The organism is uncultured Microbulbifer sp. (assembly GCF_947504145.1).
In the GTDB taxonomy this organism is placed as follows: Bacteria; Pseudomonadota; Gammaproteobacteria; order Pseudomonadales; family Cellvibrionaceae; genus Microbulbifer.
Genome location: NZ_CANNGQ010000004.1, coordinates 415120 through 434777, shown reverse-complemented (window position 1 = coordinate 434777; position 19658 = coordinate 415120). Strand labels below are relative to the sequence as shown.

Annotated in this window: 21 protein-coding genes; 17 read left to right on the top strand and 4 right to left on the bottom strand. The window is 58.2% G+C overall.

From position 1 onward, the window contains the following. Positions 1–18: 18 nt before the first annotated feature. The 7 genes from Q1A74_RS15150 (at position 19) to Q1A74_RS15120 (ending at position 5842) form a co-directional block, all read left to right on the top strand. Positions 19–675: a hypothetical protein gene (locus Q1A74_RS15150; protein WP_299598014.1), complete on the top strand. Its 657-nt coding sequence runs from the start codon at positions 19–21 to the stop codon at positions 673–675. A 28-nt stretch (positions 676–703) separates the two neighbouring features. Further along, positions 704–1756 (top strand): heme A synthase, encoded by a 1053-nt coding sequence (locus tag Q1A74_RS15145; protein ID WP_299598011.1) that lies wholly within the window; start codon positions 704–706, stop codon positions 1754–1756. Positions 1757–1840: 84 nt separating this feature from the next. After that, on the top strand, positions 1841–2749 hold the full coding sequence (gene cyoE / locus Q1A74_RS15140) for a heme o synthase (protein ID WP_299598009.1): 909 nt from the start codon (positions 1841–1843) through the stop codon (positions 2747–2749). 77 nt (positions 2750–2826) lie between these two features. Further along, complete coding sequence (locus tag Q1A74_RS15135) at positions 2827–3420, top strand: SCO family protein (protein WP_367275413.1); 594 nt, start codon at positions 2827–2829, stop codon at positions 3418–3420. An 84-nt stretch (positions 3421–3504) separates the two neighbouring features. Continuing rightward, positions 3505–4293: a CPBP family intramembrane glutamic endopeptidase gene (locus Q1A74_RS15130; protein ID WP_299598002.1), complete on the top strand. Its 789-nt coding sequence runs from the start codon at positions 3505–3507 to the stop codon at positions 4291–4293. Positions 4294–4323: 30 nt separating this feature from the next. Beyond that, positions 4324–5283 (top strand): peptidoglycan-binding domain-containing protein, encoded by a 960-nt coding sequence (locus Q1A74_RS15125; RefSeq protein WP_299597999.1) that lies wholly within the window; start codon positions 4324–4326, stop codon positions 5281–5283. A gap of 4 nt (positions 5284–5287) precedes the next feature. Then, on the top strand, positions 5288–5842 hold the full coding sequence (locus Q1A74_RS15120; protein ID WP_299597996.1) for a hypothetical protein: 555 nt from the start codon (positions 5288–5290) through the stop codon (positions 5840–5842). Positions 5843–5882: 40 nt separating this feature from the next. On the opposite strand, the gene Q1A74_RS15115 is transcribed toward Q1A74_RS15120, so the two are convergent. Together Q1A74_RS15115 and znuC are read right to left on the bottom strand one after the other, a co-directional pair. Next, a complete protein-coding gene (locus Q1A74_RS15115) occupies positions 5883–6689 on the bottom strand; it encodes an iron chelate uptake ABC transporter family permease subunit (RefSeq protein WP_299597993.1) in 807 nt (268 codons plus the stop codon). Next, the gene (gene znuC, locus Q1A74_RS15110; RefSeq protein WP_299598400.1) at positions 6689–7474 is read right to left on the bottom strand and encodes a zinc ABC transporter ATP-binding protein ZnuC; all 786 of its coding nucleotides are present in this window, start codon (positions 7472–7474) and stop codon (positions 6689–6691) included. Before znuC ends, Q1A74_RS15115 begins: the two co-directional genes overlap by 1 nt. A gap of 263 nt (positions 7475–7737) precedes the next feature. Between znuC and Q1A74_RS15105 the strand changes: the two genes are divergently transcribed. Then, positions 7738–8715, top strand: coding sequence for a metal ABC transporter substrate-binding protein (locus tag Q1A74_RS15105; RefSeq protein WP_299597991.1), 978 nt, complete (start codon positions 7738–7740; stop codon positions 8713–8715). 36 nt (positions 8716–8751) lie between these two features. Here Q1A74_RS15105 and Q1A74_RS15100 read toward each other — a convergent pair whose 3' ends face one another. Continuing rightward, a complete protein-coding gene (locus Q1A74_RS15100) occupies positions 8752–9303 on the bottom strand; it encodes a hypothetical protein (RefSeq protein ID WP_299597988.1) in 552 nt (183 codons plus the stop codon). A gap of 193 nt (positions 9304–9496) precedes the next feature. On the opposite strand from Q1A74_RS15100, the gene polA reads away from it, so the two are divergent. The 3 genes from polA to Q1A74_RS15085 all read left to right on the top strand — a co-directional run bounded on the left by polA (position 9497) and on the right by Q1A74_RS15085 (position 13672). Beyond that, positions 9497–12247, top strand: coding sequence for a DNA polymerase I (polA, locus tag Q1A74_RS15095; protein ID WP_299597985.1), 2751 nt, complete (start codon positions 9497–9499; stop codon positions 12245–12247). Positions 12248–12983: 736 nt separating this feature from the next. Beyond that, the gene (locus Q1A74_RS15090) at positions 12984–13448 is read left to right on the top strand and encodes a hypothetical protein (RefSeq protein ID WP_299597982.1); all 465 of its coding nucleotides are present in this window, start codon (positions 12984–12986) and stop codon (positions 13446–13448) included. Positions 13449–13492: 44 nt separating this feature from the next. Next, positions 13493–13672 (top strand): hypothetical protein, encoded by a 180-nt coding sequence (locus Q1A74_RS15085; protein ID WP_299597979.1) that lies wholly within the window; start codon positions 13493–13495, stop codon positions 13670–13672. Positions 13673–13740: 68 nt separating this feature from the next. Here the strand turns inward: Q1A74_RS15085 and yihA are convergent, their stop codons facing one another. Next, positions 13741–14394 (bottom strand): ribosome biogenesis GTP-binding protein YihA/YsxC, encoded by a 654-nt coding sequence (gene yihA, locus Q1A74_RS15080; RefSeq protein WP_299597976.1) that lies wholly within the window; start codon positions 14392–14394, stop codon positions 13741–13743. A 133-nt stretch (positions 14395–14527) separates the two neighbouring features. Here yihA and Q1A74_RS15075 point away from each other — a divergent pair, with 133 nt between their 5' ends. The 6 genes from Q1A74_RS15075 (at position 14528) to Q1A74_RS15050 (ending at position 19651) form a co-directional block, all read left to right on the top strand. Continuing rightward, entirely contained in the window at positions 14528–15178 is a 651-nt protein-coding gene (locus Q1A74_RS15075) for a c-type cytochrome (protein ID WP_299597973.1), read from the top strand. A 205-nt stretch (positions 15179–15383) separates the two neighbouring features. Further along, the gene (locus Q1A74_RS15070; RefSeq protein WP_299597970.1) at positions 15384–16061 is read left to right on the top strand and encodes a thiol:disulfide interchange protein DsbA/DsbL; all 678 of its coding nucleotides are present in this window, start codon (positions 15384–15386) and stop codon (positions 16059–16061) included. Positions 16062–16202: 141 nt separating this feature from the next. Then, positions 16203–17420: a hypothetical protein gene (locus tag Q1A74_RS15065; RefSeq protein WP_299597967.1), complete on the top strand. Its 1218-nt coding sequence runs from the start codon at positions 16203–16205 to the stop codon at positions 17418–17420. 164 nt (positions 17421–17584) lie between these two features. Beyond that, positions 17585–18130 (top strand): hypothetical protein, encoded by a 546-nt coding sequence (locus Q1A74_RS15060; protein WP_299597964.1) that lies wholly within the window; start codon positions 17585–17587, stop codon positions 18128–18130. Positions 18131–18277: 147 nt separating this feature from the next. Then, the gene (locus Q1A74_RS15055; protein WP_299597962.1) at positions 18278–19192 is read left to right on the top strand and encodes a hypothetical protein; all 915 of its coding nucleotides are present in this window, start codon (positions 18278–18280) and stop codon (positions 19190–19192) included. A gap of 48 nt (positions 19193–19240) precedes the next feature. Further along, positions 19241–19651, top strand: a complete 411-nt coding sequence (locus tag Q1A74_RS15050) for an ACT domain-containing protein (protein ID WP_299597960.1) — start codon at positions 19241–19243, stop codon at positions 19649–19651. The last annotated feature ends 7 nt before the right edge of the window (positions 19652–19658 follow it).

The window sequence follows — 19658 nt, the reverse complement described above, 5'->3', positions numbered from 1 at the left end:
AACAGCGAGGTACAGATCGTGACAGAGCATACGCAGACGCAAACTGCACCTATCGGAAGTGATGTCGGGCGCGGCGAACAGACGAAGTCCAGGGGGCTCGGCCGCCTGTCCGGGTTTATCGTCTTCGCATCTGTGGCTCTCCCTATTGTGGCCGCCTACATCGTGTTCTATACCGGCGTTGGCATACCCACAGCCACCGTCAATCAGGGAGAACTCCTCAAGCCCGCGCAACAGGTAGCCGAAATGGACCTGATTGAGCGCGGTGGAAAACCTATTATTCTCGCCGAGGAAGAGCCCAGGTGGCGCTACCTGATCCTGAGCGATGCACAGTGCGCGGAAGCGTGCGAAAAGCTTCTGTACACAACTCGCCAGGTCCATATCCGTCTCAGTGACAAGGCGCCGCGGGTAGAGCGTTTACTGGTGACCAGCGATGCGCTGGCCGAAGCGCGCCACAGCCACCTGGCCGGCCTGCACCCGCTGCTCCGCTTTGCCACCGCTGATCAGCAACAGGTTGAGCAGTGGCTGGCAGACAGTAATTACGCACAACTGCCGCGACCCAGCGCACTGCTGGTGGATCAGAATGGTTTTGCCATGATGGTTTACGACAACGGTCACAGTGGTAACCAGTTGCTCAAAGATATCAAACGACTGCTGAAGTACTCCTACGAAAAGTAGCGGCCCTATTGACTCGGGAGAGAGCGAAATGGATGTGGAATCCGACATCACCGAACTGCGAAAAAACTACAAGAAAGACTGGCGTTTTCGCCTGGCCATGATCGGCACCGGACTGGCCCTGGTGGTGGTGGTTCTGGGCGCGTTCACCCGTTTATCCCATGCCGGGTTGGGCTGCCCGGACTGGCCCGGTTGTTATGGTCATCTTTTGTGGCCGAATGATGGGCATGAAATTGCTGCGGCTAACCTGGCCTTCCCCGACACACCTGTCGAGACCGATAAAACCTGGCCGGAAATGGTGCACCGCTATTTTGCCGGCATGTTACTGCTATTGGTGGCGGGGCTGACGTACATGTTCTGGCGCCGTCGCGGCCACCGCGGTTTTATCCAGAGCCATATCCTGCTTGGGCTGATTATCCTGCAGGCTGCATTCGGCATGTGGACCGTGACCCTGAAGCTGTGGCCACAAGTCGTGACTGCGCATTTGCTCGGTGGGATGGCCACGCTCTCCGTGTTGTGGATGCTGGCCGAACGGCTGCGCTACCGGAAACGGCTGGTGCCGCCGCACGAATTTACCGCGCTGCAAAAATTGCGTCCGCTGGCTGTGGCCGCGGTGATTGTTGTGGTGTTGCAAATTACCCTGGGCGGATGGACCAGTTCCAATTATGCCGCGCTCGCCTGCCCGGATTTCCCGACCTGTCACAACCAGTGGTGGCCGGAAACAGATTTCAGTCAGGGTTTTAATGTTGCGCAACAGATAGGGCCGAATTATCTGGGCGGTGCGCTGGAGGGGGATGCGCGCACGGCCATCCACCTTACCCACCGTATTGGCGCAATAATCGTCTCGCTGCTGGTTGGCCTGCTTGCACTGTTGGCGTGGCGGGCTGGCTCCCGGCGTTGGGCTCAGGGACTGTTCGCGGTGCTGTGCTTGCAAGTGGGATTGGGAATTGCGAATGTAGTGATGTCCCTGCCGCTGTCGATTGCGGTGGCGCACAATGCTGGCGCAGCACTGTTATTACTGAGCTTGCTGACGTTCTGTTACCGCATCAATACGGTACAACCGGCGATGAAGAATTTTTCGTAAAACGTGAAGTGATTGATCAGGAATGATGTTTGGTCCAGAGGATTGAGTAGTACCTCAGATAATAATGACAACGAGGTGGTAACCATGAGTACCCAGGCAGTAAACGTTCAAAGTGCCGGCTGGCGCGATTACTATGAGCTCACCAAGCCGCGGGTGGTGATGCTGATGATCCTCACTTCGGTGATCGGCATGTTGCTGGCCGTACCCGGTATGGTGCCGCTGGACGTCTTGATTCTGGGAAATATCGGTATTGCCTTGTGCGCAGGCGGAGCCGCTGCGGTCAATCACCTGGTGGACCGGCATGTGGATATCAAAATGGCGCGCACCACCAATCGGCCGGTGGCGCGGGGGCGAGTGGAACCGCAAAAAGCCTTGCTGTTCGCGCTGGTATTGGGTTGCACTGGTATGGCAATCCTGCTCGCTTTTATCAACGCACTGACTGCCTGGCTGACACTGCTGTCCCTGCTGGGCTATGCCGTCGTCTATACCATGTTCCTCAAGCGCGCCACACCGCAGAATATCGTCATCGGCGGTCTCGCTGGCGCAGCGCCACCGCTACTAGGTTGGGTCGCGGTGACCGGCGAAGTACATGGCCACGGCCTGCTGCTCGCGCTGATTATTTTTGCCTGGACGCCACCGCATTTCTGGGCCCTCGCCGTGCACCGCCGGGACGATTACGCAAAAGCCGAAATTCCCATGCTGCCCATCACTCACGGTGTGGGTTACACAAAAATCCATATCCTGCTGTATACCATTATCCTGTTTGTCGTCAGCCTGCTCCCTTTTGCTACGGCAATGCTTGGCTGGTTGTATCTGCTCGGCGCGGTCGTGCTGGGTATCGGCTTTCTGTACTGGGCCATCGAAATGCTGCGGGATAAAAAACCGAACGCCGGAATGGAAACCTTCAAGTATTCCATCATCTATCTGATGGCACTTTTCTGCATCATGCTACTGGATCACTACCTGGTGGCACTGCCCACCAGTGGAGTCTGAAGATGGGAGAAAATGCACAACATTCACCAGAACAGAAGCGCGGAATATTAATCACCGTCGCAATAATGGTGTTGTTCATGATCGCGGTCATCGCGGGTTTTCTGAACAAGATGAATCAGCCGCGGGTGATTACCGAGAGCGAGCTGCGTGCCAATGGTGCGATAAAACTGGAGCGGCCGCGGATTCTTGATGAGTTCGATCTGGTCGCCGATACCGGGAGTGTGTTTAAAACCACGGAGCTGGAAGGTCGCTGGACGCTGGTATTTTTCGGTTTCACCCACTGCCCGGATGTATGCCCGACGACGTTGTCCACACTGAACAATTTTTATCAGACCCTGGACGACGACACCCGCAGTGACACCGATGTGCTACTGGTGTCCGTTGATCCTCAGCGGGACAAGCCGGAGCAGTTGCACGACTATGTGCGTTACTTCAATCCGGATTTTTACGGCGTAACCGGCGAGTTTCTGAATCTCAAGCGTTTTGCCAATCAGCTCAATGTACCTTTCAACAAGGTGCCGCTGGAAGATGGCAACTACACCGTGGATCACGGTTCCCAGGTAGTACTGATCAACCCCCGGGGGCACTACCACGGCTTCTTCAAGGCCCCGCTGGACCCGGCAAAAATGAAGCTTACCTACCGTTCCATGCGAGCCACGTACAACGGCTAGGCAGACCCTCGTCACTGAAATAAACCCCCACAGGCGCTAGAATGGCGCCTGTTCTCGTCTGATCAAACTGAAAATGGATTTTCTATGTTTTCACTCAATGTCCAAGAGGGCGAGCCGGTGATCCGTGCCGCCGAGCCCTTCAATAGCAAATCACTCTGGCTTCCCGCTGCCTTTCTTTGTCTGCTGGCAATTCCATTTGGCTGGATCGGGGTGTTCGCGCCGGCGATCTGGCTCGGTCTGGTGGCAATGGAAACCACCCAGGGCTGGAAAAAAGCCGCGAGCTATGTAATTACCGGTTTGCTGATGCTGGTGGTGACCAGTGGACTTATTCCGGGAAATGACCACATCCTGTTGATGGATCCCTATCTTGAGAGCGGCAGTGAGATATATCCGAGCTTCCGCCCGGCCAAGGCGATCATCGCCCTCACCGTGGTGCTGTTCATGCTGGTGCGCCCGCAGCCCCTGAAGGGCAGAGACCTTCCGGTGATGGCAATAGCCATCGTCACCCCGATACTGATCGGAGCCCTGTTTCTCGAATTCCAACCCAAACTCACCGCCACCATCGCACTCGCCGCGCTGCTGAATCTATTGGTCGTGTGTATTGCCGAGGAAGGTTTTTTCCGCTGGGTTATTCAGCGCGGGCTGGGTCAATGGCTAAACCGCTGGCCCTGGATCGCCACGATCCTGGTAACCCTGCTGTTTACCTATTTACATACAGGCTGGGCGGCATCCATCACGATGCTAATACTGGTGGGCGTTGCCGGGCTTGGCTACGCACTTGTTTGGCAACTGCGCGGTAGCTTCTGGGCCTGTGTGTTTACTCACTCCGGGGTGAATGTTTTGCATATGGTGCTTTTGAAATATCCGGGTTGAGACCTGATGTAGCGACGAAAGGAATTTTCCATGCCAAAAGGACTACTGAGGCCTGTGGGTGTCTCTGGCACGAATGATGTAAGGGATGTGAGGTTGGTACAGATGTACCTGAATTCATTTGCGGGAAGCTTTGCACCCTTAGCACTACTAGATGAAGATGGTTTGATCGGAACAAAAACCATCGCAGCGATCAAACACTTCCAGAGAAATGCAGTTGGTATGCGATACCCCGATGGTCGAGTGGACCCGGAAGGGAAGACATTTCGATATCTAACGATGTATTTCAGCGAAGTCGAACAGAATGCAGTTGAACAAGTGTTGGTGGGGGCTTCGCCCAAGAATCAACCAGAGCCAGTTTCAAACGAAACAGTAAACGCGAAAGCCGGGCTAAACAACCTGATCGTCAGCTATGGTGACATTGCGTCAGAGCGACGAATTGTTGATCCATACAGTATAGAAGTCATCAAGCTGGCACTGAAAGAGTCCGGAATGAATCGCGCTGTGATCACCTCAACGTTCCGTACACCTGATCAGCAAGCGCGAATTATGTTAAAAAATGGGAAAAAGGATCTGAAAGCCCAGTTTCGGTTATACGGCGCTAATGGCGATAAGGTGCTGCGGGTGTACGCAGATAATAAATCAAAGAGTGACGACGAAATTGTCGAGCTGATGAAGAATGCAATTGTTCGGTTGGGACAGTCCGGACAGCGTGTCTCCAAACATTGCGTCGGAACAGAGGAATACAAAAAGCTGAATATCTTTGATATAGGTGTGAATTCAACAAGGGCAGTATGTAAGGGGTTCAATATCAAAAAATTTACATCTTGTTTGAATGACCTGGTGAGTGAAGGCTATATCGAAAAATTGATCGATGAAACTGGGAAATCGAATTCATGTTGGCACATAGAGATAAAGCCAAATAAAAAGCCCCTGCAAGAGTATGCAAAGGGTTCGATTCTAAAACCAATTAAATACGTTTCTGAAGGGTGATGGCATGCATAAGTTAGTACTGGCAGCTCTGCTCGTGGTGGTCAATAGTGCCTGCGCACAAAATAATGAAGCCCTTGATTGCAAGTACACCGACCGTGTTATCGAGGACATCGCTATTCCCCTGGATGGGAAATTGGTGGAAAAGCGGGAGTCGGTAGATCCGAATAGTGACGAGCCGGTTTATACCTATACCATTTTGTTTCAGAATCAGGACTCGATGAAAGTTGAGCAAAAGTTCTGCGATATGTACAACATGTCGGTCACTTACAGAATGAAACATTTGGACCGTAAGGAATTTGATGCATCCCTGAATCGCATTAAACAGATTGCAGACAACGCTAAACAGGACTATCAACTCAAGGCCCCGTTGAGCGCTATAGTCGATATGACGATGAATCAGCGTGGCTTGTCTCTGGGGGCCGCCTTTGATGTAGGCTTACCCAGTCAGGCGGCAAGTTCAAATGAAAATGTAGAGCACAGTGTGAGCTTCAAACCGCTTCCGACGTCTGAAGCGTACGCGGCTGAATTGGGCTTCTATTTCGGGATAGGCGGCGAGTAGGTCTCCACCAGTTTGGTTTGACTGGGTACTCTCCCTTGTATTACGACTCTTTTTTTGACCAGAACTGCCCCAGCAAAAATATCAGCCCCGCCGCCAACACAATCGATGGCCCCGCCGGGCTGTCCCACAGCACCGAGGCGATGAGTCCGAGCAGGACGGAGACGCAGCCGATCAGCGACGCATAGCCGGCCATTTGTTCCGGAGTGGTGGAGATGCGCCGTGCGGTGGCCGCGGGGATGATTAGCAGGGCGGTAATCAGCAGTACGCCCACTACCTTCATGGCGATGGCGATCAGCAGTGCCAGCATCAGCATCAGCGCCAGTCGCACCCTTTCTGTTTTTATCCCCTCTACCGCCGCCAGTTCTTCGTGGAGGGTAAATGCCAGTAGCTTCGACCAAAGGAAGTACAGCAGTACCGCGATCACCAGTGCGGCGATGGCCATCAGTACCAGATCCCGGGTGGAGACTGCCAGCAGGTCGCCGAGTAACAGAGACAGCAGATCCACGTTGATATCCAGCAGGCTGATGGTAACGATGCCGAGGGCGAGCATGGAGTGGGACAGAATGCCCAGCAGGGTGTCCACCGAAAGGTTCTGGCGACGGTGGAAATACACCAGCAGCAGGGCCAGCAGGCAACTGCTTACCACCACAGCCAGGGTGGGTTGGATATGCAGTACGAAGCCGAGGGTCACGCCCAGCAGTGCCGAGTGGGCCAGGGTATCGCCGAAATAGGCCATGCGGCGCCATACCGCAAAGCAACCCAGTGGGCCGCTCACCAGCGCCACCAGCAGGCCAGCGCCAAGGGCGTACCAGAGAAACGTCGAGTGCAGGAGTTGCGACCAGTCCATCAGTGTTGCCCTCCGGAATCCCGGGGTGCGGATCGAGATGGTGGTGGAGTCACGGCGTGGTCGTGGTCGTGATCGCAGTGCTCATCCACCACTTCCCCATTCAGGTCGTGGTGGTGGTTGTGGTGATGGGTATAGGGCGCCAGTTTGTCGCCAAACATCTCCAGGTAGATAGGATCTTTACTGACCTGCTCGGGATGACCGTGACAGCAGATATGCTGATTCAGGCAGAGCACCCGGTCTGTTGCCGCCATCACCAGGTGCAGGTCATGGGAAACCAGTAATACCCCGCACTGAAGCTCGTCGCGCAGTTGCGCGATCAACTGGTAAACCTCGCTCTGCCCCCCCAGGTCGACACCTTGCGTCGGTTCGTCCAGTACCAGCAGCTGTGGCTTGCGCGCCGCGGCGCGGGCCAGCAGCACCCGTTGCATCTCCCCGCCCGACAAATCTGCGAGCCGCGCGGTGGCCAGGTGTGGGGCGGCCACGCGGGCCAGTGCCTGTTCTACATTTACGTTGTCGATCCCCAACTGCAGAAAACGCCCCACCGTCATCGGCATGGTGGCGTCGATCTGCAGCCGTTGGGGCATGTAGCCGAGGCGCAGTCCGGGCCGCCGCTCGACGCCACCACTGGTGGGGCGGCTGAGGCCCAGCAGCAGTCGCAGCAGGGTAGTTTTACCCGCGCCGTTGGGGCCGATGACGGTCACGATTTCCGCCGGGTGCAGTTCGAGAGAAATATCCCGCAGCAGTTGCCGCCCGGAGATTTCCAGGTTGAGGTTGTGGGCGCGGATGAGCGGTGCAGAAGAGCTCAGGAGGTACTCCAATTTCGGCTGACTGTCGGTTATTAGATCATTTAGATAGGCGGATTAGGCTGGCGAGTGTATGCCGGGTGTGATTATATCGCACCCCCTTTCAAGGTGGTGGTATCGGACATTGCGCTGCAATGTTTTGAGCTCAGGGCTTTCCCGCGATTACTCACGGCCATATCTCGTGCCTAAACGTGCCTTTAAAGGGTTATCAACGCGCCAATTTGTACCGGTCAGGCTGTCTATTCATGTCCAAACAACCACTCCCAACCATTCTCTTTCTGCTTGTTGCGTCACTTGCGGTTTTGCTTGCGGGCTGTGACACCAAGAATTTGGGTGACGAGCGTGACAGCGGCAGCGGTGCCACACCACTGCTGCTGGCGAGTATCGGCCCGGTGGCGATGATTGCGCGGGAAGTGGTGGGCGATGACATGGAAGTGCGGACGCTGATCCGCAATGGCGACCCACACCACTATGCCCCCAAGGTTACCGACCGGGTAGCGATGGAGTCGGCACAGCTGGTGGTCTGGCTGGGCCCGGCGATGGAATCGGTGTTGGCTCGACAGATGTCACTGCTGCCTGCGGATCGGCAGCTAGGTTTGCTTGCCGCTGGCGACTATGAATTTGAGGGGGCCGACTCGGGTGACCCTCATATCTGGCTGCGCCCGCGCAATGCCGCGGTGATGGCCGCCCTGATCGCCACGCGCCTGGCGGCACTGAACCCGGAACAAGCGGATGTGTTTCGCACCCGGGCGCGCAATTTTTCCCGCGCCATGGCAAACCTGCAGAAAGTACAGGATCGGGCGCTGTGGGCCTATCGTGGTGTCCCCGTGGTATCCACCCACACGGCGTACAGCCAGTTCTTCGGTCCGGCGGGGGTGAAAACCGAGAGTCTCGGCTCTTCTGCCAGCCACCAGCACGGTGCCCGCACCATGCTGGAAAAGCACAAAGCGGCAGAAGATGGACAGGCGCGCGGTTGCCTGTTTGGTGAAGTGCCGGAGAATGAGCGGGATCGGCAGACGGCGGCGCACCTGAATCTAGGCTATGTAGCGCTGGATCCGCTGGGAGTCGGACTGCCGCCAAACGCGGATTACACCGCGCTGATGGCGAAACTCCTGGCGGATGCGCGTAAATGTCTGGGGACTATTCCCGATACGGCTCTGGACGCTGCTTCCGGTGCCGAAGTCGAAACCGATCCCGAAACTGGCCCCAACCGAAGCGAATGAGGGGCCGGGGCGGTGCTCAACTCGGCCGGGTCTGTTTCAGGTAGGTTCCTGAGGCGCATCTTCTTTTACCGGACTTTCCTGTGCCGGCTCGCTCGCGGCCGCCTCCTCTTCCTGATCCACATCGGCATCTGTTGTCAGCGCCGCCGGCTCCAGCGGTTGCAGGGGCAGGTGTCTGGGCTGCTCCGTATCCAGCAGTGGCTTTTCCCGAAGCTCGGCCGCTGTCTCTTGCACCACTTCTTCACTAATCTGGCGCTCACCCGCTGTGCGTAAGGCTTCCAGCAACTGCTTCTGCTGTTTCTGCACACTGTTGATCAGCGCCTGACGATTGGGTGCGCGGCGTATTTCCTGGCGGATTTTTTCACGAAACTGTTCGTCCAGCAGGCGCCTGTCTGTTTCGTTTTCGGTGGTTGTGACCTCGGGCACCGGGTAGGCGACCGCTTCCACATGCTCGATGGCTTCCGATTGCGTTTCAGTCGTCACGCCAGTCGTCAGGTCAGTCCTGGCCTCGAGGTCAGTCTGTTCCGCGGCAAAGGCTGCGCAGGACAGCGCGCAGGCCAGCAGCCCCGGAAGAATAATGCGGGGTTCCATTGCAAATACCTCTCCTTAATTTCCCTATACCAAGCCTAGAAGCTACTGGCGAGACGTGGGTGACAGTGCGATGACTCGCGCGGCGGTATCGGTGGAGCGAAAGCTCTCTGCGAGGGGAGCGAAAAGATGCGATCGCGGGTATCCTGTCGCCCACTGATATCTCCGCAATGAAAAACTGGTTTCCCACCTGTATATGAGTAAAGACAAGACTGCTTCCGCGCCTCTGATCCTGGTTGATGGCTCCTCCTACCTGTACCGCGCCTTCCACGCGCTGCCGCCGCTGGCCACCAGTAATGGTCAACCCACCGGCGCCGTGCGCGGGGTCATCTCCATGCTGCGTAAACACCTGAAGGAGCACCCGGACAGCCCGGTCGTGGTGGTGTTCGACGCCAAGGGTAAGACCTTCCGCGACGAACTGTTCGAAGAGTACAAGTCCCACCGTCCACCCATGCCGGACGACCTGCGCGCACAGATCCAGCCGATCCACGACATCATCGACGCCATGGGCCTGCCGCGCCTGGTCATCGACGGAGTGGAAGCGGACGACGTGATCGGCACCCTGGCACTGCAGGGCGCGGAGCAGGGCCTGGACGTGATCATTTCCACCGGTGACAAGGACATGGCCCAGCTGGTGCGCCCCGGTGTCACCCTGGTAAATACGATGTCCAACACCGTGATGGATGTGGATGGGGTAAAAGACAAATTTGGTGTCGGCCCGGAGCTGATCATCGATTTCCTTGCCCTGATGGGCGACAAGTCCGACAACATTCCCGGCGTGCCCGGTGTGGGCGAGAAGACCGCACTTGCGCTATTGCAGGGGCTCGGCAGCCTGAAAGACATCTACGCCGACCTCGACGCCATCGCGCCCCTGGGTTTCCGCGGCTCCAAAACCCTGGCCAAGAAAATGGCCGAACACAAAGACGCCGCGGACATGTCCTACGTGCTCGCCACCATCAAGACCGATGTGGAAATGGACTGCGAGCCCCAGGAACTGGCCAACGGAGAGCCGGATACCGACAAGCTGCGCGCACTGTTTGCCGAAATGGAGTTCCGCAGCTGGGTGGAGGAACTGAGCGAGGAGGGCGGCGGTGACCCTGAGTCCGCCGCCGATGCGCTGACCGTAGAGCGGAATTACAGCATTCTGCTGGATGAGAAAGACCTGGATAGCTGGCTGGAAAAGCTCAAAAGCGCCGACGTCTTCGCTTTCGATACCGAAACCACCAGCCTCAATTACATGCAGGCCAAGCTAGTGGGGGTGAGCTTCGCCGTGGAAGCGGGCGAGGCCGCCTATTTGCCGTTAGCCCACGATTACATGGGGGCCCCCGCGCAGATCGATTTTGATCAGGCGCTGGCCAAACTGAAGCCGATTCTCGAAGACGAGCAATACAAAAAAGTCGGCCAGAACCTCAAGTACGACAGCCACATTCTTGCCAACTACGATATCGAACTGCGCGGTATCGCCCGCGACACCATGCTTGAATCCTATGTGCTCAACAGCACTGGCAGCCGCCACGATATGGATACCCTCGCACTGAAATATCTGGGCGAGACCACCATCAAGTTTGAGGACATTGCCGGCAAGGGCGCCAAGCAGCTCACCTTCAACCAGATCGAACTGGACAAGGCGGGCCCCTACGCCGCGGAAGATGCCGACATCACCCTGCGCCTGCATCAGGAACTGAGCGGTCGTCTGGCGAAAGAGCCGAGCCTGGAAAAAGTGCTCGACGAAATCGAAATGCCGCTGGTGCCGGTGCTGACCCATATCGAGCGCAACGGGGCCTACATCGACGCCGCCATGCTGAAAAAGCAGTCCGGCGAGCTCGAAGAAAAAATGCGCGATCTTGAGCAGCAGGCGTTTGCAGAAGCCGGGGAAGAATTCAATCTCGGCTCCACCAAACAGCTGGGCACCATCCTGTTTGAAAAACTGGAAATTCCGGTGATCAAGAAAACCCCGAAAGGAGCGCCGTCCACCGCAGAGGCCGTTCTGCAGGAGCTGGCCCTGAGCCACAAGTTGCCGGCCATCATCATGCAGTACCGGGGCATGGCCAAACTGAAAAATACCTACACCGACAAGCTGCCGCAGATGATCGACCCGGCCACCGGACGTGTACACACGTCTTACCATCAGGCCGTGGCTGCCACCGGGCGTCTGTCGTCCTCCGATCCCAACCTGCAGAACATTCCCATCCGCAGCGAAGAAGGTCGCCGTATCCGCCAGGCCTTTGTGGCGGACCCAAACATTAACGGCGGCAGTGTGATTGTGGCCGCGGACTATTCCCAGATTGAACTGCGGATCATGGCGCATCTGTCTGGCGACAAGGGGCTGCTGGATGCCTTCGCCGCGGGCGCCGACATTCATCGGGCTACCGCCGCGGAAGTGTTCGAAGTGCCGGCAGACGAGGTGAGCGATGAGCAGCGCCGCCGCGCCAAGGCAATCAACTTCGGCCTGATTTACGGCATGAGTGCCTTCGGCCTCGCCAAGCAGCTGGATATTCCCCGCGCAGATGCACAAACCTATATCGACCGCTACTTCGAGCGTTATCCGGGTGTGCTCGAATACATGGAGAACACCCGCAAGCAGGCTGCAGACAAGGGTTATGTGGAAACCCTGTTTGGCCGCCGCCTGTATCTGCCGGAAATCAATTCCCGCAACGGCATGCAACGCCAGGCTGCCGAGCGCACCGCCATCAACGCGCCCATGCAGGGCACTGCGGCAGATATCATCAAGCGCGCGATGATCGCCGTGGCCGCCTGGTTGCGCGACGAAAAACTGAAAACCCGGCTGATCATGCAGGTGCACGATGAACTGGTACTGGAAGTCCCCGCCGACGAGCGGGATGTGATTGTGAAACGGATTCCGGAACTGATGCAGGCCGCAGCGGAACTGGATGTACCGCTGATTGCGGACCTGGGAGAAGGAGCCAACTGGGACGAGGCGCACTGAGAACTTTCAAATTTTTTGAAATTTTTTTGTTTCCGGTGGAACTCCACCGGAAACAGCCCCTCTAACTAAGCAAGATCGTTGATTTGAACATCATCCCCCAAAGCTTAGTCAGAAGCCCCTCGCCCCGAAGCTACCCCCATCGGGGCTTTTTTTTGCCCAAAATTTGTCCGCGCACAAAAAATACACTGATCGAGAAACGAACAGGGCTGGTAGATGGTTGATTGCGAATTGCACGAAAATGGAAAATTTAGCCAGTGGTGGAGAATAAAGTCTCAATATAAGAATTTAATATCCCCAGCAGGCGTGGTTGTGGGATACATTTCCTGTATCCGAATACCGGAGAGCAACGCAGAGAAAATTGAGTGGGGAACAACCGCGGCCCAGCTTAGTCTTTGTATTGAAGGAAACGCATCGGATGCAGTGGAATTTGGGTGAGAACCCAAGAGCGTGCCCGTCCCCCTGGGCGCGTTCCCCACAGTGCCCATCCCCAAGGGCACTGACCCCTGGCCGGCAGCTGCAATCTGCCGGCTTTTTTTTGCCTGCTATTTCAGTTTAGTAGAAATCTGGCGGTCTATTTCACATCACCCGCAGAGATTACCTTCCTCACAATTGCAAATGATAATATTTCGTATTACGGTGTATTGAGTGTGCCCCCTTTGCTCAACCGCCGAGCTGGAAATCACCGGGAGGGACATGGAACAGGGATGTATCAACCCGAATTGCATGGGGAATTTTTGTGAATTTGAAGTTTTTGTGTGCCAACCATCGCCAGTGGTTGATGAGCGATGCCCGGCGTGCGGAGCAGTCGTGGCTGGAGTGGACCGAGCGGGGAGCGCTTTTGTGTGAAGAGGGGCAGTATCGGCAGGCGGTACCGTTTCTCGGTTGCGCATATGAGTTGGCCGATTTCCTTCTCAGTGAGCGAGCCCCGGGCTACGCCGTGGCGGCAATGCGCTTTACCGACAGTGCTCGTCAGCTCATGGAAGCGTATCGCCAGACCGGCGATACCGGGCATGGCAATTATATCCTTGTGGGGGCCAGCTCGCGCCTGTCGCGGGAACTGGCAACCAAAGCCCACTACCAACTTACCGCCGACTGTATCCGTACCCTCTATACGGAGGACACCAGAGTGCCCGAAGCCTGGGGTGGGCAGTTGCCAGGAGAGTTGTCGCCGGCTGCGGGTGGGCCCCCGCGGCTGCATTGATTGGCGCGAACCCACATCACATTGAACCAGGAGCGCAATTCACCATGGCGTCCGCGGATCGATTTCTTAAAGTTCAGATCAGCCGGGAGGCCCTCGCGTCTCTGATTGCTGAACGTCATCTCACGGCAGAGCAGCTACGCGGCCTGACGCCGACTGCGCGCCGCGCGCTGCGACGTATTCTGCTGGACAGCCTCAAGGAAGAGGGGCTGGCCGGCAGCCATTAACGTCGCGATGGTCCGGGGTTTTACGTATGTGAGCGCTTACTGGTCGCCAGGGCCCTTGCCGCTGGATATTACTCCGCTGTATCGCCTTCGCTGTCACCCGGCGCCAGTGACAGCCACTGATTCAGGCGCGCCTCGAGCTTGTCCAGCCCCTTGCGTTTGGGTGAGGAGAAGATCTGCACGCTGACGTTGTTGTCCAGTCCCAGCTCCTTCAGCTCCTTTTCTACGGCGAAGCGGGTATTGTTGGCGGGGCCGTTTTTCAGTTTGTCCGCCTTGGTCAGCAGGATATGCGCCGGCATACCGGCATTCACCGCCCAGGTGAGCATCTGCAGGTCGAATTCCTTCAGCGGCTGGCGGATATCCATCATTAACACCAGTCCTTTCAGGCACTTGCGCTGCTCCAGGTAGAACGCCAGGTGCCGCTGCCACTCATCTTTCATGGAGCGCGCTACCTTGGCGTAGCCGTACCCCGGGAGGTCCACCAGCCGCTGCTGCTCGCTCAGGCGGAAAAAGTTGATCAGCTGGGTGCGCCCCGGTGTCTTGGAGGTGCGCGCCAGCTTGCCGTTGTCGGTCAGCGCATTGATGGCGCTGGATTTGCCGGCATTGGAGCGGCCGGCAAAGGCTACCTCGGCGCCGGAGTCCTCCGGGCACTCCGCCAGGGTGGGCGCGCTGATAAGAAATTCCGCTCGGCGGAAATTGATTCGTTCTACATTGGATTCGGACATGAGTCTTCCCGGTACACTCAGATGGCGCGCAAGTATATAATGCCGCGGTTTTAACGTCGCTGATGGCTGCCGGGCGTATGGTAAGCCGCCAGCAACGTAGGATGCACAATTTCAGCGCGCAACAGGACGACGTATGAACAGCATTATAAAAAAGGCCGCTCTGGCTTTGGGGATGGTAGCGTTTACCCAGGTCGGCTACGCCGCCGGTGACGCCAGTGCGGGGCAATCCAAGGCGGCTCTGTGTGTTGCCTGCCACGGTCCGGATGGCAACAGCCCGGCACCCACCTTCCCGAAAATCGCCGGCCTCGGTGAGAAGTACCTGCTCAAGCAGATGCACGACATCAAGAGCGGTGACCGTGCAGTCCCGGAAATGACCGGTATGCTCGACAATATGAGCGACCAGGATCTGGAAGACGTGGCGGCGTTTTTTGCCTCGCAGAATATCCAGATCTCCGGTTCCGAGGCCTTCTCGGTAATGCTGAACAACGGCGACAATGTGGATGGCCTGGAGCTGGGTAGCAAGATCTATCGCGCCGGCAATACCGCCAGCGGCGTGCCCGCCTGCATGGGTTGCCACTCTCCCACAGGTCAGGGTAATGCCCCGGCCGGCTATCCGCGCTTGTCTGGTCAGTACGCCGAATATGTGGAAAAGCAGCTGAAAGCCTTCCGCGCCGGTACCCGCGCCAACGATGGCGACGCGCGCACCATGCGTACCGTGGCCAAGCAGTTGTCTGACGCCGAGATCAAGGCGGTGGCCAACTTTGTTGCAGGCCTGACCGAGTAAGAACCGCTCGGTTGCACCGTCGGTACGGGAGCGAGTTCACAAAAGGCCGGTCTGTGACCGGCCTTTTTGTTTCTGGCTGCCGCACCCGGGTTGCACCCGGCAGCGGGAACTTCAATAATTCCGGCGGTCTATATTCAGCCGGGCGTCAGGTATTCAAGACCATACTGCCCCCGCCACCCAGAATAAATGTTTGGAGTAAGTCCCAATGAGAACTGTTGTCGCCCTGTTCACCATGCTGCTGAGCCTCGCGGCCTGCGCCCAGGATACCCCGGGTAAATTCAAGGCCGGCCAGCACTACGAAGTGCTGCCCACCGCTGTAGCTCAGGATGACAACAGCAAAGTCGAAGTCACCGAGCTGTTCTGGTACGGCTGTGGCCACTGCTACCACTTCGAGGCGCCGCTGAAGAAGTGGCAGAAAACCATGCCCGCCGATGTCGCGCTGAAGAAGATTCCGGCCATCTGGCAGCCGGTGATGGAAGTCCATGCGCGCATGTTCTACGTCGCCGAAGCCATGGGTGTGATGGACAAGGTCCACGATCCGATTTTTGCCGCCATCGCCCAGCAGCGTAAAATGTTCGCCAACCGCGACGGCCGCAACTGGAAGCCAGACGATGCCGCCATTGCCGCGATCTTTACCGACAATGGCGCCGATGGTGAGAAAGCGGTCAAACTGCTCAACTCCTTTGCCATCAACAGCAAAATCAAGCAGGGCCAGGCCAAACAGCGCGCGTACAACCTCACCGGTACGCCCGAAATGGTGGTTGCGGGCAAATACCGCATCAGCACTTCGCTGCCGGGCCTGAAAGGTAAATCCAATGGCCAGCAGCTGATGCTGGACGTAGTGGACTTCCTGATCGAGAAAGAGCGCGCCGAAAAGGGCTGATTACTCGAGCCCGACCGCACAAAACCCCGCTCGCGCGGGGTTTTTTTATACCTGTTTTTTTTACCCCCCGCTTTAAGGGTGCAGGCGCATGCGGACGTTGTACTCCACGGTGCTGCTAGGCTAAAACAGGGTTCCAAAAAAATGTACGCCACTACGATCATGCCCAGAAACCGCCCGCGCCAGCTCCGTCTGCTTTCCCTCGCCCTGTGGTTGGTGGGGACATGGGCCTGCGCGCAGCCTGCCGCAGATCAGGAAAATCGCGACACCGCCGCGCGCGCGGTCAGCCTGTTGTCGTTTATCGGTGTGGATTACCCGGAAGCCGTGGCGGACGGGGCTATCCGCGACCGCAGCCTGTATCGCCAGCAACAGGGCAACGTACGGGTGGCGACCGACCTGCTGGAGCGCCTCCCGGACAAGCCCGGGCGCACCCAGCTGCAGGACAACCTGCGCGCCCTGTCCGATGCTATCGACAATCGCGCCCCCGCGGCGGTTGTGCGCCAGCGCGCCAATGGCGCCGCCGACCGGTTTGCCGCACTGTATCAATTGCCGCGATCGCCGGCGGAGCCGCTGCCACCCGCCAGTGAGGCGCGCGCGCTCTATCAGGATCGCTGCCAGCACTGCCACGGTGAGCGGGGTGATGCCCACCAGGCCGAACGCAATCTGAATGACCCGGCGCGTATGGCCAATCTGAGCCTGTACGACTTTTACAACGTGCTCGAACCCACCCGTAACGATGCCCACGACAACGCTGTAGACGGCGACCTTAGCAGCCGCGAGCGCTGGGCACTGGCGGTGATGGTGGCGGGCTTTGCTGCGCCCGAGAACGCCCCCGCGCACAAGCGCGCCCAGGAATATCCCGCCCTGGTGGGATTGCCGGGGATGGCGGTACTGCGTCCCGCAGAATTGCCCGCGGATGCTCGCACTGCGCTGATGTGGTGGCGCGCTCACCCCCGGGAAACCGCGCATCTGCAACACCCGCTGGCGCGCGCCGCCGGGCTGCTGTACCTGGCGCAGACGGCCTACCGCGGCGGCGACACCGCCAGCGCCTACCACCAGTTGATGCTCGGCCTGCGCGAAGGCTACGCCCAGGCGCGCCCCCAGCTCGTCCACAAGAACCCGGCGCTGGCTGCACAGCTCGACCAGCAGTGGCAGGAGCTCCGCCAGTCCATCCTCGACCGCGCCCCCAGCAACGAGGTCATCGACAAGTTCCAGCGCCTGCAGGCCAATGTGGTGCGCGCGCGGGAGCAATTGCAGCCGTCTTCCGGCGGCGCCATCTACGGCTGGGCTGCGCTGCTCTTCCTGGTCGCCCTGGGGGTGGGTGCCTTGTTGTGGTACGGGCTGCGCCGGCCGCGAAAATAAAAACCGCACTCTTTTTCATATGGCGCGCGTCCACTTAGCGTGGTCTGGCGCCGAATCAAAGAAATTTGTCGCATCTGCTGCCACTGTTGAGATTAACGACTAGGCTTTTAATTAGGTTGATCAAAAAACCGCCAGTCGTTGAACCCAACAGAGAAGAGTGCCGCATGAAGTTGTTGCGTCAGTTGTCCTTCCGTCCCGTCCTCCTGTCCCTGCTGCAGGCCTATGTCCTTGTGCTTGTGGTGTTTTTTCTTGTTCCCATGGTCGCCTCCGCCCAAGAGCAGACCCCCGATCAATCCAATGCCCGCCAGTGGGCCGGCAACTGGCTTGTGGTCGGGCAGGGCGACGAGCAGCTTGTGTGGCAGCTCAAGTCCGATGGCACCGGGTTTGCGCACGGCTTCCGCAAGGACGGCCAGCTCACCCACGGCTTTGCAATCTCCTGGCGTATTGAGGGAGACATCGTGCGTATCCGCACCGGCGGGACCCTGCATTGCAACAGCGGCATGGTCTACGCGCAATTTACCGGTTGGAGCCCCGTCACCTTAGACTTCAACGTGATCGACGGCCGCCACTGGCGCCAGCACAACGGCGGTATTCTGGCCTTCCAGCGTCGCCTGCCGGACTGGGAAACCCCCAACCACGGTGCCGAGTGCCCGAATCTTTACCAGGGCGAAGGCAAGGAAACCCAGCAGACCGCCTCGACCGCCAACTGAGGCAGGGATCGGGGCGTGAACACCAGAGTGCACAATCCAGCGCCGAGCTGCCGGGCGGGTCAGGATCGATCTGCCGGTGGCCATAGCGGCAACACCATTGGGTGGCCAATCTTTCAGGGACGAATAAAGCGCAAGCGGAGGCAGGCTGTGAAGCAGCAACGCTTTATTCCATCGCGGCGTTCATCGAGACAAGTTTCGAGACAAGTTTCGAGAGAGCCCCGACTACTGCGCCCGGTGTTGTGGGCGCTGGCCACCGCGGCGATCGGATACTGCCTGCATACCCAGGCCCAGGACGACTCCCTCAACGGCGCGGATGCCGAGAGCGGCGGGCCCCAGGCCACACAGCAATCCTCTTCACAGCAGCCGTCAAAAGATGCCCAGTATCCCGGCTGGGATGCAGAATCCCGCCTGAAGGCCACCCAGTGGGTAGGTAACTGGCTGATTTCCCGGGATGGCGAGGCCCAGCACGTGTGGAGCCTGAACAAAGACGGCACCGGCCGCTCCTACGCGTTCAGCCGCAGCGGCGAGAAAATGAAGTTTTCCTACGGCTACGATATCCGCTGGTACTTCGACCCGTTTACCCAGATGGCCAACATTAAAACCGAGCGCCGAATTGTGTGCCGCGGCGGTCGCCTGTACCCCTATTTCCTCACCCTCAAATCTTACGAAAGCGATTACGCGGTCAAAGGGAAATACGCCTGGCAGACCACCTGGACCGAAGCCAGTATCGGCCGGAACTACCTGCACAAATCCCTGGTGGTATTTGTGGCGCCGCTGTCCGGCTGGCACAACCCGGAAAAAGATGCGCCCTGCCCGAAATTCCCGCGCATGGATGTCGAAAAAGATATCGACATGGCACTGGACCGCTGGGAAATGGAAGAGGAAGTGACGGAGGAGCTGGTGGATACCTCACCGGTGGAGGGGGAGCCCGAATTCGAAGGGGAGGAGTTTGGCCCGGCCCCGCAGGACGCAAAGGCCAAGGCACCGGGGCAGCGCAAGAGCACCGCAAAAGCCCGGGTGAAAGACAAATCCGCAAAGCCGCAACAGCGACGGCCCAACTGACCCTATCCAGTGAACCCAATACCGCAACCCACGGGAGAGGAAAACATCGTGAATGCCCAGGTAAAAATCGACCAGCTGCTACAGCGCCTGACCCCGATCCTGAACCGCGAGCCGCTGGTGATGTGCCAGCTGGATGAGACGCAGTTGCAGGGGTTGCTCCAGGATTGCCTGTGCGTATTCCGCGAGCGGGAAGGCCTGTGTGCGCTGTTGCCAAAAGCAGTGGCCGAGCGCGAATCCCTGCCCGACGAGGGCGGATACCGGCAGATCACCCTGCAGTATTCCGCCTGTCTGCAGGTGCCGGGTCTCACCGGCATCATTGTGCGCGAACTGGCGGATGCCGGTATCCAGGCCAATGTGGTGTCTGCGCGTCACCACGAGCACCTGCTGGTGAGCGAGCCCGATGCCGCTCAGGCCATGCAGATCGTTTACGGCATCAGCAATCGCCTGCAGTACAGCTAGCTGGCGA